This is a genomic window from Aeromonas sp. FDAARGOS 1419 (genome assembly GCF_019047045.1).
GTDB lineage: Bacteria > Pseudomonadota > Gammaproteobacteria > Enterobacterales > Aeromonadaceae > Aeromonas > Aeromonas veronii.
Genome location: NZ_CP077209.1, coordinates 3,147,501 through 3,163,008, shown reverse-complemented (window position 1 = coordinate 3,163,008; position 15,508 = coordinate 3,147,501). Strand labels below are relative to the sequence as shown.

The following is a 15,508-nucleotide window of genomic DNA, read 5'->3' as shown; positions in this document are numbered from 1 at the left end:
ATTTTTGTCATGTCTATCACTAAAGACCAAATCATCGAAGCCGTTGCTTCCATGTCCGTAATGGAAGTTGTTGAGCTGATCGAAGCTATGGAAGAGAAGTTCGGTGTTTCTGCCGCTGCTGCCGTAATGGCTGGCCCGGCTGCTGCTGAAGCAGTAGAAGAGAAGACCGAGTTCGACGTAGTTCTGACTGCTGCTGGCGCCAACAAAGTTGCCGTTATCAAAGCCGTTCGTGGCGCTACCGGTCTGGGCCTGAAAGAAGCCAAAGATCTGGTAGAAGCTGCTCCGGCTAACCTGAAGGAAGGCGTGTCCAAGGACGAAGCTGAAGCTCTGAAGAAAGAGCTGGAAGCTGCCGGTGCTTCTGTTGAGATCAAATAATCTGCATTTATGTAGATTAGCCTGATAAAACAGGCTAGGGCTGGTGAATTTTTGTTCACCAGCCTTTTTGCGCTGTAGACTGAGAGCATTTCACACCGTTTACGACTCTCGGTGCACCAGCAATCCGGACTGTCTTCTTTCGTCCGGGCCAACACAAAACGGTGTTGAGACAGAGCTGTCCCGCGGGACAGAGTGGGTCACTTATCAGCGAGCTGAGGAACCCTATGGTTTACTCTTATACCGAAAAAAAACGCATTCGTAAGGACTTCGGTAAGCGAGACCAGGTACTGGACACGCCTTATCTGTTGTCCATTCAGCTGGACTCCTTCAAGCAGTTCATCGAGGCTGACCCGGAAGGTGAATATGGCCTAGAGGCCGCTTTCCGTAGCGTTTTCCCGATCACCAGTTACTCCGGTAGTGCTGAGCTTCAGTATGTCAGCTATCGCCTGGGTGAGCCGGTATTTGACGTAAAAGAATGCCAGATCCGTGGAGTGACCTACTCCGCGCCGCTGCGTGTCAAGCTTCGTATGGTTCTGTACGACCGTGAAGCAGCTGCCGGCACCGTCAAAGACATCAAGGAACAAGAAGTATACATGGGCGAAATTCCGCTCATGACCGAGAACGGCACCTTTGTTATCAATGGTACCGAGCGGGTTATCGTCTCCCAGCTGCACCGCAGCCCGGGCGTCTTCTTCGACCACGATAAAGGCAAAACTCATTCATCCGGTAAGGTACTGTATAACGCTCGCGTTATCCCCTACCGTGGCTCCTGGCTGGACTTCGAGTTTGATGCGAAAGACAACCTGTTTGTCCGTATCGACCGTCGTCGCAAACTGCCAGCATCCATTATTCTGCGCGCCCTGGACTTCACTTCCGAACAAATCCTGGCCACCTTCTTCGAGACCATCGGTTTTGAAGTAAAAGATGGCAAGTTGATGATGGATCTGGTGCCGGAGCGTCTGCGTGGTGAAACTGCGACCTTTGACATCGTGGCCAATGGCGCCGTGGTGGTCGAGACTGGTCGTCGGGTAACTGCCCGTCACATCCGTCAGTTGGAAAAAGATTCCGTCACCCAGATTGAGGTACCGGTTGAGTATGTTGTTGGCAAAGTTGCTGCCAAGGACTACCCGCACCCGCAAACTGGCGAGATGGTCGTGACCGCCAACCAGGCGCTGAGCCTGGAAGCGATCGCTAACCTGTCCCAAGCCGGCTTCAAGCATTTCGAGGTTCTGTTCACCAACGAACTGGATCACGGTGCTTACATGTCCGAGACCCTGCGTGTCGACTCCAGCTCCAACCGTTTGGAAGCGCTGGTCGAGATCTATCGCATGATGCGTCCGGGCGAGCCGCCTACTCGCGAAGCTGCAGAACAGCTGTTCGAAAACCTGTTCTTCTCCGCCGAGCGTTACGACCTGTCTACCGTAGGTCGGATGAAGTTCAACCGCCGTCTGGGTCGTGAAGACGAGACTGGCGCTGGTGTACTGACCAAAGACGACATCGTCGATGTGATGAAGCGCCTGATCGACATCCGTAACGGTAACGACGAAGTGGACGATATCGACCACTTGGGTAACCGTCGTATCCGTTCTGTCGGTGAAATGGCTGAAAACCAGTTCCGCGTCGGTCTGGTGCGTGTCGAGCGTGCGGTCAAGGAGCGTCTCTCCCTGGGCGACCTGGACACCCTGATGCCGCAGGATCTGATCAACGCCAAGCCGATCTCCGCCGCAGTCAAAGAGTTCTTTGGTTCCAGCCAGCTGTCCCAGTTTATGGACCAGAACAACCCGCTCTCCGAAGTGACCCACAAGCGTCGTATCTCCGCGCTAGGCCCGGGCGGTTTGACTCGTGAGCGTGCCGGCTTTGAAGTCCGAGACGTACACCCGACTCACTACGGTCGTCTGTGCCCTATCGAGACTCCTGAAGGTCCGAACATCGGTCTGATCAACTCTCTGTCCGTGTACTCTCGTACCAACGAGTACGGTTTCCTCGAGACCCCGTACCGTAAGGTCATTGACGGTGTGATCACCGACGAAGTGGACTACCTGTCTGCTATTGAAGAAGGCAAGTACGTGATCGCACAGGCTAATGCCGCGACCACCGAAGATGGCCGTCTGAAAGATGAATTGATCCCGTGCCGTCACAAAGGTGAATCCACCTTTATGAACGCCGACCAGATCCAGTATATGGACGTGAGCCCGCAGCAGATCGTATCTGTGGCAGCGGCTCTGATCCCGTTCCTGGAACACGATGACGCGAACCGCGCATTGATGGGTTCAAACATGCAACGTCAGGCTGTACCGACTCTGCGTGCTGACAAGCCGCTGGTAGGTACCGGTATGGAACGCGCTGTGGCCGTTGACTCCGGTGTAACCGTAGTAGCCAAGCGTGGCGGCGTAATCGACTATGTCGATGCCTCCCGTATCGTCCTGAAGGTCAATGAAGATGAGCTGATGCCAGGCGAAGCCGGTATCGACATCTACAACCTGACCAAATACACCCGTTCCAACCAGAACACCTGTATCAACCAACGTCCTTGCGTGATGTTGGGTGAGCCGGTCATGGCTGGCGACGTACTGGCTGACGGCCCGTCCACCGACCTGGGTGAACTGGCGCTGGGTCAGAACATGCGCGTCGCGTTCATGCCGTGGAACGGTTACAACTTCGAAGACTCGATCCTGGTGAACGAGCGTGTTGTTCAGGAAGATCGCCTGACCACCATCCATATCCAGGAACTGGCCTGTATCTCCCGTGACACCAAGCTGGGTCCGGAAGAGATCACTGCTGACATCCCGAACGTGGGTGAAGCCGCTCTGTCCAAGCTGGACGAGTCCGGTATCGTCTACGTGGGTGCCGAAGTGAAGGGCGGCGACATTCTGGTCGGTAAGGTAACCCCGAAAGGTGAAACCCAGCTGACGCCGGAAGAGAAGCTGCTGCGCGCCATCTTCGGTGAGAAGGCGTCCGATGTGAAGGACTCCTCCCTGCGTGTGCCGAACGGTGTGTACGGTACCGTGGTTGACGTGCAAGTCTTTACCCGCGATGGCGTGGAAAAAGACAAGCGCGCCAAAGAAATCGAAGAGATGCAGCTGAAGGAAGCGAAGAAGGACTTGACCGAAGAGTTCAAGATCCTGGAAGACGGCATTTTCGGCCGCTCCCGCAACCTGCTGCTGGCCGCCGGTTACAGCGAAGATCGTCTGAACAAGCTCGATCGCTCCAAGTGGTTTGAACTGGCCATCGAAGACGAAGGCAAGCAGACCGAACTGGAACAGATCGCTGAACAGCACGTTGAGCTGAAAGCCGAGTTCGACAAGAAATTCGAGAACAAGCGTCGCAAGATTATCCAGGGTGATGATCTGGCGCCGGGCGTACTGAAAATCGTCAAGGTTTATCTGGCAGTCAAGCGTCGCATCCAGCCGGGTGACAAGATGGCGGGCCGTCACGGTAACAAGGGTGTTATCTCCAAGATCTGTCCGGTCGAGGATATGCCTCATGACGAGTTCGGCCGTCCGGTCGACATCGTACTGAACCCGTTGGGCGTACCATCCCGTATGAACATCGGTCAGATCCTCGAAGTGCACCTGGGCCTTGCGGCCAAGGGTATCGGCGAGAAGATCGATCGCATGGTCAAAGAGCAGCGCGAGCTGCACGAGATGCGCAACTTCCTGCAACAGGTCTATGACCTGGGCGAGAAGGACACCCAGCAAGTGAACATCGCCGAACTGTCTGATGACGACGTACGTACCCTGGTGGGTAACCTGCGTAAGGGTCTGCCGGTTGCTACTCCGGTCTTTGATGGTGCCAAAGAGCGCGAAATCAAAGCCCTGCTGAAGCTGGCCGATCTGCCGGAGTCCGGTCAGATTGATCTGTTCGACGGCCGTACCGGTAACCGTTTCGAGCGTAAAGTAACCGTTGGTTACATGTACATGCTCAAGCTGAACCACTTGGTCGACGACAAGATGCACGCGCGTTCTACCGGTTCTTACAGCCTGGTTACCCAGCAGCCGCTGGGTGGTAAGGCTCAGTTCGGTGGTCAGCGTTTCGGTGAGATGGAAGTGTGGGCCCTGGAGGCTTACGGTGCGGCATATACCCTGCAGGAAATGCTGACCGTCAAGTCTGACGATGTGAATGGCCGTACCAAGATGTATAAGAACATCGTGGATGGCGACCACCGTATGGAGCCGGGCATGCCCGAATCCTTCAACGTATTGCTGAAGGAAATCCGCTCTCTGGGTATCAACATCGAGCTGGACGAAGAGTAAGAGCTCGCTCTTATTGTTCGAGAATTGACGTGGGCGCCCCGCTGTTTTGGCAGCCGGGGCGCCGAGGTTAGACTCCTGACAGGGGAAACACGTGAAAGACTTACTCAAGTTTTTGAAGGCTCAGACCAAGACCGAAGAGTTTGACAGTATCAAGATCGGTCTGGCCTCTCCTGACATGATCCGCTCCTGGTCATTCGGTGAGGTCAAAAAGCCTGAGACCATCAACTACCGGACTTTCAAGCCGGAGCGTGATGGTCTGTTCTGCGCCCGTATCTTCGGACCGGTGAAGGACTACGAGTGTCTGTGCGGCAAGTACAAGCGCCTGAAACACCGTGGTGTGATCTGTGAGAAGTGCGGCGTTGAAGTGACCCAGACCAAGGTCCGTCGTGAGCGTATGGGCCACATCGAGCTGGCCAGCCCGACTGCCCACATCTGGTTCCTGAAGTCCCTGCCGTCCCGTATCGGTCTGCTGCTGGACATGACCCTGCGCGACATCGAACGCGTGCTCTACTTCGAATCTTTCGTAGTTATCGAGCCGGGCATGACCAACCTCGAACGCAGCCAGATGCTCTCTGAAGAGCAGTACCTGGATGCGCTGGAAGAGTGGGGCGACGAATTTGACGCCAAGATGGGTGCCGAAGCAATCCTGGCATTGCTGCGCGCCATCGATCTGGAAGGTGAAGTCAAAGCGATGCGTGAGGAGCTGGATCAGACCAACTCCGAGACCAAACGCAAGAAGACCACCAAGCGTCTGAAGCTGATGGAAGCTTTCCTGCAGTCCGGCAACAAGCCGGAGTGGATGATCATGACAGTGCTGCCTGTGCTGCCGCCGGACCTGCGTCCGCTGGTACCGCTGGACGGCGGCCGTTTCGCGACTTCCGATCTGAACGATCTGTACCGTCGCGTGATCAACCGTAACAACCGCTTGAAGCGTCTGCTGGATCTGGCTGCTCCGGACATCATCGTGCGCAACGAAAAGCGCATGCTGCAAGAGTCCGTCGATGCGCTGCTGGATAACGGCCGTCGTGGTCGTGCCATCACCGGTTCCAACAAGCGCCCGCTGAAATCCCTGGCCGACATGATCAAGGGTAAACAGGGTCGTTTCCGTCAGAACCTGCTCGGTAAACGTGTCGACTACTCCGGTCGTTCCGTTATCACCGTAGGCCCGACTCTGCGTCTGCATCAGTGCGGTCTGCCGAAGAAGATGGCTCTGGAACTGTTCAAGCCGTTCATCTATGGCAAGCTGGAAACCCGCGGTCTGGCGACCACTATCAAGGCCGCCAAGAAGATGGTGGAGCGCGAAGAAGCTGTCGTTTGGGATATCCTGGACGAAGTGATCCGCGAACACCCGGTTCTGCTGAACCGTGCACCGACTCTGCACCGTCTGGGTATCCAGGCATTCGAACCGACTCTGGTCGAAGGCAAGGCAATCCAGCTGCACCCGCTCGTTTGTGCTGCGTATAACGCGGACTTCGACGGTGACCAGATGGCTGTTCACGTACCGCTGACCCTGGAAGCCCAGCTGGAAGCGCGTGCGCTGATGATGTCTACCAACAACATCCTGTCGCCTGCATCCGGTGAGCCGATCATCGTTCCTTCTCAGGACGTGGTCTTGGGTCTGTACTACATGACCCGCGCCCGCATCAATGCGAAGGGTGAAGGTATGGTGCTGTCCGGCCCGAAAGAGGCCGAGAAAGTGTACCGTGCCGGTCTGGCCGACCTGCATGCTCGCGTCAAGTGCCGCATCACCGAGTACGTGAAGAACGAAGCCGGTGAACTGGTTGCCAAGACCGAGATGAAGAACACCACCGTTGGTCGTGCGATCCTGAGCCTGATCCTGCCGAAAGGCATGGAATACGCCCTGATCGACGAGCCGAAGGTGCTGACTGCTGCCGAGCAGGCCGATCTGGACGCCAATCCGCAGAACTGGATCAAGTCCGTATCCAACAAGGCGCTGGGCAAAAAGCTCATCTCCCGTCTGCTGAACACCTGCTATCGCAAGCAGGGGCTGAAAGACACCGTTATCTTCGCTGACCAGCTGATGTATACCGGTTTCCACTACGCGGCGCTGTCCGGTGCTTCCGTTGGTATCGATGACATGGTCATCCCGGATGCCAAGAAAGACATCATCGCGTCTGCCGAAGCCGAAGTTGCCGAGATCCAGGACCAGTTCCTGTCAGGTCTGGTAACTGCGGGCGAGCGTTACAACAAGGTTATCGATATCTGGGCCAGCGCCAACGAGCGCGTCTCCAAGGCCATGATGGAGAACTTGTCCAAAGAGCGTAACGTCAACTCGCTGGGTGAAGAAGAAGAGCAGGCCTCGTTCAACAGCATCTTTATGATGGCCGACTCTGGTGCGCGTGGTTCCGCCGCCCAGATCCGTCAGCTGGCCGGTATGCGTGGCCTGATGGCCAAGCCGGATGGCTCCATCATCGAGACCCCGATCATCGCGAACTTCCGCGAAGGTCTGAACGTACTGCAGTACTTTATCTCTACCCACGGTGCTCGTAAGGGTCTGGCGGATACCGCACTGAAGACTGCGAACTCCGGTTACCTGACTCGTCGTCTGGTAGACGTGGCGCAAGACATGGTGATCACCGAGGACGATTGCGGCACTACCGACGGTCTGTGGATGACTCCGCTGATCGAGGGTGGCGACGTGGTCGAGCCGCTGCGTGAGCGCGTGCTGGGTCGTGTGGTGGCAGAAGATGTCATCAAGCCGGGTACCGAGGACGAGATCCTGGTTGCCCGCAACACCCTGCTCGACGAGCAGCTGTGTGACCTGCTGGAACGTAACTCCGTTGACCGTGTGAAGGTACGTTCTGCCATCACCTGTGAAACCGACTTCGGTAACTGTGCTCACTGCTACGGCCGTGATCTGGCCCGTGGTCACCTGGTTAACAAGGGTGAGGCTGTCGGTGTTATCGCCGCCCAGTCCATCGGTGAACCGGGTACCCAGCTGACGATGCGTACTTTCCACATCGGTGGTGCTGCATCTCGTGCCGCTGCTGAAAGCAGCATCCAGGTCAAGAACACCGGTACCATCAAGCTGCAGAACGCCAAGTTCGTTCACAACAGCGATGACAAACTGGTTATCACCTCACGTTCTACCGAACTGACCATCATGGACGACATGGGCCGTACCAAGGAAAGCCACAAGCTGCCTTACGGTTCCGTGCTGGAAGTGAAGGACGGCCAGGCCGTGAGTGCTGGCGAGACCGTTGCCAACTGGGATCCGCACACCCACCCGATCATCACCGAAGTGGCAGGTCGCCTGCAGTTCGAACACATGATCGATGGTGTGACCATCACTCGTCAGACCGACGAGCTGACCGGTCTCTCTTCTATCGTTGTTCTGGACGTCAACGAGCGTCCGAGCGCCGGTAAAGAGATGCGTCCGACCGTTAAACTGGTCGACCTGAACGGCAAAGACGTGATGATCCCGGGTACCGATGTAGCCGCCCAGTACTTCCTGCCGGGCAAGGCGATCGTGAACCTGGAAGATGGTGCCAACGTGGGAGTGGGTGACGCGGTAGCGCGTATCCCGCAAGAGTCCGGCGGTACCAAGGACATCACCGGTGGTCTGCCGCGCGTTGCGGATCTGTTCGAAGCACGTCAACCGAAGGAACCGGCAATTCTGGCCGAGATCTCCGGTACCATCTCCTTCGGGAAAGAGACCAAGGGCAAACGCCGTCTGGTCATCACCCCGACCGATGGTGGCAACGTCTACGAAGAGATGATTCCGAAGTGGCGTAACCTGAACGTGTTCGAAGGTGAAAAAGTTGAGAAGGGTGAAGTGCTGGCGGACGGTCCTGAGTCTGCTCACGACATCCTGCGTCTGCGCGGTATCAGCCCGGTCGCCAACTACATCGCCAACGAAGTGCAGGACGTTTACCGTCTGCAAGGCGTTAAGATCAACGACAAGCACATCGAAGTCATCGTTCGTCAGATGCTGCGCAAGTGCGAGATCCTGAGCGCTGGCGATACCGATCTGATCGAAGGCGAACAGGTTGAAGTGGCTCGTGTGAAGATTGCCAACCGTAAGCTGGTTGCCGAGGGCAAGACCCCTGCGACCTACCGTCATGTACTGATGGGTATTACCAAGGCATCTCTGAGCACCGAGTCCTTCATCTCCGCGGCTTCCTTCCAGGAAACCACTCGCGTTCTGACCGAAGCCGCCGTAGGTGGCAAGCGTGATGAACTGCGTGGTCTGAAAGAGAACGTCATCGTGGGTCGTCTGATCCCGGCTGGTACCGGCTTTGCCTACCACCACAGCCGGATCAACCAGCGTGCTGCCGCAGCTCGTGCTGTTGGCACCCCGCAGGTGACCGCTGATGAAGCGGAGCAGAACCTGGCGGATCTGCTGAACGCAGCCGGTAGCTTCGACGAAGAGTAACTCGTCATCCGTGATTAAAAAGGGCTCCTTCAAGGAGCCCTTTTTGTTGGCCAATTCCTCGGCAAAGGCAGACGCAGCGCGGGTTTCAGGATGATCCAGAGCAAAGTTGTAGAGTAAAAAATCAAAAAAAGTTGACTTTACTCCCCTGCAATTTAAAACTCGGGAAAGTTGAATGGTTATTACAGGGGTAGAACATGACTGTCGGTATCGAGGAAGCAATGCTTCCCGAAGAACAGCTGATCAGCCGCACTTTTACAGATGAAGACAGGGAATTGTTGCGCTCATACGATGGGCTCATCGATGGCTTGGCCGAGCTGTTCGGCAAGCATTGTGAAGTAGTACTCCACTCCCTGGAAAATTTGCACGAGTCGGTGATCAAGATCGCCAACGGCTTCAATACCGGACGCACCCTCGGGGCGCCCATCACCGATCTCGCCCTGCGCATGCTCAAGGATATCGAGAGCACTGGCCAGGATTACACCCAGAGCTATTTCGCTCGCAGCCGTACCGGCGCGCTGATGAAGTCGAGCACCATCGCCATTCGCAACAGCGAGCGGCAAGTGGTGGGGCTTATCTGCATCAACCTGCACATCAATGCGCCTTTCCACGAGTTCGTGGCCGAATTTTTCCCGACGCCCCAGCAGGCGGCGCGCCAGTCACCAGAGACCTTCGCCAACAGCGTGGAAGAGCTGGTTGCCCAGACGGTGGATAACACCATCGACGAGATCAATCGCGATCCCACCGTGGCCAACAATGCCAAGAACCGCTTCATCGTGACCCAGCTGTTCGAGAAGGGCATTTTCGACATCAAGGATTCGATCAATCTGGTGGCGGACAAACTCAATATTTCAAAACATACCGTTTATCTTTACATCCGACAGCGCAAGCAGGGTGAAGACGAGAACGAGTAACTCATTCCAGAAGGGGATAGATGAATGGCTAAAGAAGTGATTGCAACCGACAAGGCGCCTGCCGCGATTGGTCCGTATGTTCAGGCTACCAAGGTTGGCGAGATGATCTTCACCTCCGGGCAGATCCCGCTCGATCCTGCCACCATGGAAATCGTGGCTGGCGGCATTGAAGAGCAGGCCGAACGGGTGATGAAGAACCTGGTTGCCGTGTTGCATGCTGCCGGTGCCGATGCCGGCAAAGTGGTCAAAACCACCTGCTTCCTGAGCGACATGAACAACTTCGTTGCCTTCAATCAGGTCTATGCCCGCTACTTTGGCGATGCGGCGCCAGCTCGCTCCTGCGTAGAGGTGGCCCGTCTGCCGAAAGATGTGCTGGTCGAGGTCGAGGCGATTGCCCATCTCTGATCAACAGATCGAATCAAGCCCCTCCTGGCAGGGGCTTTTTTGTTTTTGGCGTAAAATGGACCGGGTCAGCACAGGAGTCCTGCTATGAGTCTGAGTTTTGCCATCCTGGTCACGGGGCCCGCCTATGGCACCCAATCGGCCAGCACAGCCTATCGTTTTGCCCGTACCCTGTTGGCACAGGGGCATACCTTGTCCCACCTGTTCTTCTATCAGGATGGGGTCTGCAACGCCAACGGTTTGCATCTGCCTGCATCCGATGAGACTGACCTGGTGCGTCTGTGGCGAGAGCTGGCAGCAGAGCAGGGGATCCGTATCGACGTCTGCGTCGCCGCTGCCATGCGACGCGGTGTGCTCGATGAACAGGAAGCCAAGGGGGCAGGGCAGGTACACTTCAATCTGCAACCGCCATTTTGCCTGAGCGGGCTTGGCCAGTTGGCCGAGGCTGCGCTAATCGCCGATCGGCTGGTTCAGTTCTAGGGGGAGCCATGAATAAAAAAATTGCCTTTATCTGCAGTCGTGGTCCCCATGGCCATGCCGCTGGCCGGGAAGGGTTGGATGCCCTGCTGGCCACCTCGGCCATGACCGATGAGCTGGCCCTCTTCCTGATTGGGGACGGTGTGTTGCAACTGCTCAAGGAGCAGCAGCCTGCCGCCATTTTGCAGCGCCACTACGCGCCCACCTTCAAAATGCTGGAACTCTACGACATCGAAGAGGTCTATGTCTGTGCTGACTCGCTGGCAGAGCGTGGCGTGACAGTGGATGATCTGCTGATCCCCGTCGAGAGTCTGCCGCGCCAAGAACTGGCTCGGCGCTGGGCACAGTGTTCGACTCACATCAGCTTTTGAGGTCTCCATGTTGCATCTGATATTGAACTCCCCCTTTCAGAGTCAGGCTCTGGCAGAGGCGCTCTCATACCTTCAGCCCGAGGATGAGCTGGTACTGATGCAGGATGCCGTGATTGCGGCATCGGCTCCCCAGTGGAGCGCGCGGCTGGCGGGTATCCCGCTTTATGTGATGCAGGAAGATCTGCAAGCTCGCGGTTTGCAGCATCGGGTGGGCAATGTGCTCGATATGGCGGATCTGGTGGCACTGATTGCGCAAAAAGGTTCCCCGCGCACCTGGGGTGGCTGAGAAGCATATTTTCAAGAAAATTCAAGGCGATGTCGTGAAAGCAAACGGATCCGAATTGCCCTTTTGTGACGCAAATTGTATAAATCTTGACTCCCCAGACAACAGGGCATAAAATTTCGCGTCCCCGTATCTGCGGGGAGGATTTTCCACACGTTTATGAAGTCATTATCAGGAGCCTTTTGATGGCAACTATTAACCAGTTGGTTCGCAAGCCACGCATCAAGCTCGTTGTGAAAAGCAACGTGCCGGCGCTGGAAGCGTGCCCTCAGAAGCGTGGCGTATGCACTCGTGTATATACCACCACCCCGAAGAAGCCTAACTCTGCACTGCGTAAAGTGTGCCGTGTACGTCTGACCAACGGCTTCGAAGTCACCTCCTACATCGGTGGTGAAGGTCACAACCTGCAAGAGCACTCTGTTGTTCTGATCCGTGGCGGTCGTGTAAAAGACTTGCCAGGTGTTCGTTATCACACCGTTCGTGGTGCGTTGGACTGTGCCGGTGTTAAAGACCGTAAGCAGGCTCGCTCCAAGTATGGCGTGAAGCGTCCTAAAGCTTAATGGTTCTCCGTTAAGTAAGGCCAAACGTTAATTCGTTTCTAGTTAGATAGCTTTCTAGTTTTGGGTAATCCCTGAAGTTACGGAGAATTTGAAATGCCAAGACGTCGTGTTGTTGGTCAGCGTAAAATCCTGCCAGATCCCAAGTTCGGATCAGAGCTGCTGGCTAAATTTGTCAACGTAGTAATGGTTGACGGTAAGAAATCTGTTGCAGAAGCCATTGTTTATGGCGCCCTGGACATCATTGCCACCAAATCTGGCAAAGAGCACCTGGCCGTATTCGAAGAAGCTCTGGATAACATTCGTCCGGCGGTCGAGGTTAAATCTCGTCGCGTCGGTGGTGCAACCTATCAGGTGCCGGTAGAAGTTCGTCCGGTACGTCGCAATGCCCTGGCAATGCGCTGGTTGGTTGATGCCGCTCGTAAACGTGGTGAAAAATCAATGGCTCAGCGTCTGGCTGGCGAGCTGCTGGATGCCGCTGACAATAAGGGTTCGTCTGTCAAGAAACGTGAAGACGTTCACCGTATGGCTGAAGCGAACAAAGCCTTCGCTCACTTCCGCTGGTAATCCGCTTGCGCAGGGTCTTTTGACTCTGCGCACCTTTAATTATCTAGGGACAAGCGCCTTAGTAAGAGGATGACAATGGCTCGTACAACCCCCATTGAGCGTTATCGTAACATCGGTATCTCCGCTCACATTGACGCCGGTAAGACTACTACTACCGAGCGCGTACTGTTTTACACCGGTGTAAGTCACAAGATCGGTGAAGTTCACGATGGCGCTGCCACCATGGACTGGATGGAACAGGAACAAGAGCGTGGTATCACCATCACCTCCGCCGCGACCACCGCTTTCTGGTCCGGTATGGGTAAACAGTTCCAACCGCACCGTATCAACATCATCGATACCCCAGGCCACGTTGACTTTACTATCGAAGTAGAGCGTTCAATGCGTGTTCTGGACGGTGCCGTGATGGTGTACTGTGCCGTAGGTGGCGTACAGCCACAGTCTGAAACCGTATGGCGTCAGGCTAACAAGTACAAGGTTCCCCGTATCGCGTTCGTCAACAAGATGGACCGTACCGGCGCCAACTTCCTGCGCTGCGTTGAGCACATCAAGACCCGTCTGAAAGGTACTCCGGTTCCCCTTCAGCTGAACATCGGCTCTGAAGAGAACTTCAAGGGCGTTGTTGACCTGGTCAAGATGAAAGCCATCAACTGGAATGAAGCTGATCAGGGCGTATCCTTCGATTACGAAGACGTCCCGGCCGAGTTGCTGGAACAGGCGCAAGAAATGCGCATGAATCTGGTTGAAGCCGCTGCTGAAGCGTCTGAAGACCTGATGGAAAAATACCTGGGCGGCGAAGAGCTGACCGAGGAAGAGATCAAAGGTGCTCTGCGTCAGCGCGTGCTGAACAACGAAATCATCCTGGTAACCTGTGGCTCCGCGTTCAAGAACAAGGGCGTACAGGCAATGCTGGATGCCGTGATCGAGTACCTGCCGGCTCCGACCGACGTTGCTGCTATCGACGGCCTGAAAATGGACGGCGAGACCAAAGACGAGCGTCACGCTTCTGATGACGAGCCGTTCTCTGCTCTGGCGTTCAAGATCGCTACCGACCCGTTCGTTGGTAACCTGACCTTCTTCCGTGTCTACTCTGGCGTGATCAACTCCGGTGACACCGTGCTGAACTCCGTCAAGGACAAGCGCGAGCGTTTTGGCCGTATCGTTCAAATGCATGCCAACAAGCGTGAAGAGATCAAAGAAGTACGCGCTGGTGACATCGCTGCTGCTATCGGTCTGAAAGACGTGACCACTGGTGACACCCTGTGTGACCCGAACGCACCGATCATCCTCGAGCGTATGGAATTCCCGGAGCCGGTAATTTCTATCGCGGTTGAGCCGAAAACCAAGGCTGACCAAGAGAAGATGGGTCTGGCACTGGGCCGTCTGGCTCAGGAAGATCCGTCCTTCCGCGTATGGACTGACGAAGAGTCAGGTCAAACCATCATCGCTGGTATGGGTGAGCTGCACCTGGACATCATCGTTGACCGTATGCGTCGCGAGTTCAAGGTTGAAGCCAACGTAGGTAAGCCGCAGGTTGCCTACCGTGAAACCATCCGTACCACCGTTAAAGACATCGAAGGCAAGCATGCCAAGCAGTCTGGTGGTCGCGGTCAGTACGGTCATGTTGTTATCGACATGTACCCGCTGGAAGAAGGCAAAGCCTACGAATTCGTCAACGACATCAAAGGTGGTGTCATTCCTGGTGAATTCATCCCGGGTGTTGATAAAGGTATCCGTGAGCAGCTCAAATCTGGTCCGCTGGCTGGTTACCCGGTTATGGATCTGGGTGTGCGTCTGCACTTCGGTTCTTACCACGATGTCGACTCTTCCGAACTGGCGTTCAAAATCGCTGCTTCCATGGCCTTTAAGGCTGGCTTCATGAAAGCCAACCCGGTTCTGCTCGAACCGATCATGAAAGTAGAAGTTGAAACTCCGGAAGATTACATGGGCGACGTTATCGGTGACCTGAACCGTCGTCGTGGCCTGATCGAAGGTATGGAAGATGGCCCGTCCGGCAAGATCGTACGTGCTCTGGTGCCGCTGGCCGAAATGTTCGGTTATGCAACTGCACTGCGTTCCGCTACCCAGGGTCGTGCTTCCTACGCCATGGAATTCGCCAAGTATCACGATGCACCGACCAACGTTGCACAAGCCGTGATCGAAGAGCGCAAATCCAAGTAATTTAAGATTCCCCGCCTACGACGGTAGGCGGGTTTAACCTAGAAGGACTACGTCGTGTCTAAAGAAAAATTTGAGCGTAATAAACCGCACGTAAACGTCGGCACCATCGGCCACGTTGACCACGGTAAAACCACCCTGACTGCAGCTATCACCAACGTGCTGGCCAAGCACTTCGGTGGTAAAGCTTTCGCCTTCGACCAGATCGACAAGGCACCGGAAGAGCGTGAGCGTGGTATCACCATCAACACCTCCCACGTAGAATACGACACCGCTACCCGTCACTACGCCCACGTAGATTGCCCGGGTCACGCCGACTACGTTAAAAACATGATCACCGGTGCTGCCCAGATGGACGGCGCGATCCTGGTAGTAGCAGCGACTGACGGCCCGATGCCGCAGACTCGTGAGCACATCCTGCTGGGTCGTCAGGTTGGTATCCCGTACATGATCGTGTTCATGAACAAGTGTGACATGGTTGATGACGAAGAGCTGCTCGAACTGGTCGAGATGGAAGTTCGTGAACTGCTGACCGAGTACGACTTCCCGGGTGATGACCTGCCGGTAGTTCGCGGTTCCGCACTGAAAGCGCTGGAAGGCGACGCTCAGTGGGAAGAGAAGATCATCGAGCTGGCTGGCCACCTGGATACCTACATCCCGGAGCCGGAGCGCGCGATTGACCAGCCGTTCCTGATGCCTATCGAAGACGTATTCTCTATCGCTGGCCGTGGTACCGTA

The 15,508-nt window shown here is 55.7% G+C and carries 12 protein-coding genes (1 of these 12 running past the window's edge); all 12 read left to right on the top strand.

The genetic code is table 11. From position 1 onward, the window contains the following. Positions 1-9: 9 nt before the first annotated feature. Entirely contained in the window at positions 10-375 is a 366-nt protein-coding gene (rplL, locus tag I6L49_RS14290; RefSeq protein WP_005306304.1) for a 50S ribosomal protein L7/L12, read from the top strand. A gap of 224 nt (positions 376-599) precedes the next feature. Further along, positions 600-4,628, top strand: coding sequence for a DNA-directed RNA polymerase subunit beta (gene rpoB / locus I6L49_RS14285; RefSeq protein WP_216949787.1), 4,029 nt, complete (start codon positions 600-602; stop codon positions 4,626-4,628). Positions 4,629-4,719: 91 nt separating this feature from the next. Further along, complete coding sequence (gene rpoC, locus I6L49_RS14280; protein ID WP_216949786.1) at positions 4,720-9,024, top strand: DNA-directed RNA polymerase subunit beta'; 4,305 nt, start codon at positions 4,720-4,722, stop codon at positions 9,022-9,024. A 194-nt stretch (positions 9,025-9,218) separates the two neighbouring features. Continuing rightward, positions 9,219-9,935, top strand: coding sequence for a transcriptional regulator (locus I6L49_RS14275; protein WP_005339902.1), 717 nt, complete (start codon positions 9,219-9,221; stop codon positions 9,933-9,935). A 24-nt stretch (positions 9,936-9,959) separates the two neighbouring features. Continuing rightward, positions 9,960-10,340 carry a RidA family protein gene (locus tag I6L49_RS14270; RefSeq protein ID WP_216949785.1) on the top strand — a complete coding sequence of 127 codons (381 nt, stop codon included), beginning with the start codon at positions 9,960-9,962 and terminating at the stop codon, positions 10,338-10,340. An 84-nt stretch (positions 10,341-10,424) separates the two neighbouring features. After that, entirely contained in the window at positions 10,425-10,817 is a 393-nt protein-coding gene (tusD, locus tag I6L49_RS14265) for a sulfurtransferase complex subunit TusD (RefSeq protein WP_216949784.1), read from the top strand. An 8-nt stretch (positions 10,818-10,825) separates the two neighbouring features. Continuing rightward, complete coding sequence (gene tusC, locus I6L49_RS14260; protein WP_021229316.1) at positions 10,826-11,185, top strand: sulfurtransferase complex subunit TusC; 360 nt, start codon at positions 10,826-10,828, stop codon at positions 11,183-11,185. A 7-nt stretch (positions 11,186-11,192) separates the two neighbouring features. Next, a complete protein-coding gene (tusB, locus tag I6L49_RS14255) occupies positions 11,193-11,471 on the top strand; it encodes a sulfurtransferase complex subunit TusB (RefSeq protein ID WP_058056195.1) in 279 nt (92 codons plus the stop codon). 182 nt (positions 11,472-11,653) lie between these two features. Continuing rightward, positions 11,654-12,028 carry a 30S ribosomal protein S12 gene (gene rpsL / locus I6L49_RS14250; RefSeq protein ID WP_005306278.1) on the top strand — a complete coding sequence of 125 codons (375 nt, stop codon included), beginning with the start codon at positions 11,654-11,656 and terminating at the stop codon, positions 12,026-12,028. A 93-nt stretch (positions 12,029-12,121) separates the two neighbouring features. Then, on the top strand, positions 12,122-12,592 hold the full coding sequence (gene rpsG, locus I6L49_RS14245; RefSeq protein WP_005339911.1) for a 30S ribosomal protein S7: 471 nt from the start codon (positions 12,122-12,124) through the stop codon (positions 12,590-12,592). Between the two features lie 75 nt (positions 12,593-12,667). Continuing rightward, positions 12,668-14,773 (top strand): elongation factor G, encoded by a 2,106-nt coding sequence (gene fusA, locus I6L49_RS14240; RefSeq protein ID WP_021229318.1) that lies wholly within the window; start codon positions 12,668-12,670, stop codon positions 14,771-14,773. Between the two features lie 54 nt (positions 14,774-14,827). Continuing rightward, positions 14,828-15,508: the 5' portion of an elongation factor Tu gene (gene tuf / locus I6L49_RS14235; protein WP_005339879.1), read on the top strand. The gene runs 504 nt beyond the window's last position; the window shows 681 of its 1,185 coding nt (coding positions 1-681); the start codon lies at positions 14,828-14,830; its stop codon lies beyond the right edge, outside the window.

Coding starts and splice junctions, on each gene's coding strand:
- rplL (WP_005306304.1), top strand. CDS start 10: ATGTCTATCACTAAAGACCAAATCATCGAAGCCGTTGCTTCCATGTCC.
- rpoB (WP_216949787.1), top strand. CDS start 600: ATGGTTTACTCTTATACCGAAAAAAAACGCATTCGTAAGGACTTCGGT.
- I6L49_RS14275 (WP_005339902.1), top strand. CDS start 9,219: ATGACTGTCGGTATCGAGGAAGCAATGCTTCCCGAAGAACAGCTGATC.
- I6L49_RS14270 (WP_216949785.1), top strand. CDS start 9,960: ATGGCTAAAGAAGTGATTGCAACCGACAAGGCGCCTGCCGCGATTGGT.
- tusD (WP_216949784.1), top strand. CDS start 10,425: ATGAGTCTGAGTTTTGCCATCCTGGTCACGGGGCCCGCCTATGGCACC.
- tusC (WP_021229316.1), top strand. CDS start 10,826: ATGAATAAAAAAATTGCCTTTATCTGCAGTCGTGGTCCCCATGGCCAT.
- tusB (WP_058056195.1), top strand. CDS start 11,193: ATGTTGCATCTGATATTGAACTCCCCCTTTCAGAGTCAGGCTCTGGCA.
- rpsL (WP_005306278.1), top strand. CDS start 11,654: ATGGCAACTATTAACCAGTTGGTTCGCAAGCCACGCATCAAGCTCGTT.
- rpsG (WP_005339911.1), top strand. CDS start 12,122: ATGCCAAGACGTCGTGTTGTTGGTCAGCGTAAAATCCTGCCAGATCCC.
- fusA (WP_021229318.1), top strand. CDS start 12,668: ATGGCTCGTACAACCCCCATTGAGCGTTATCGTAACATCGGTATCTCC.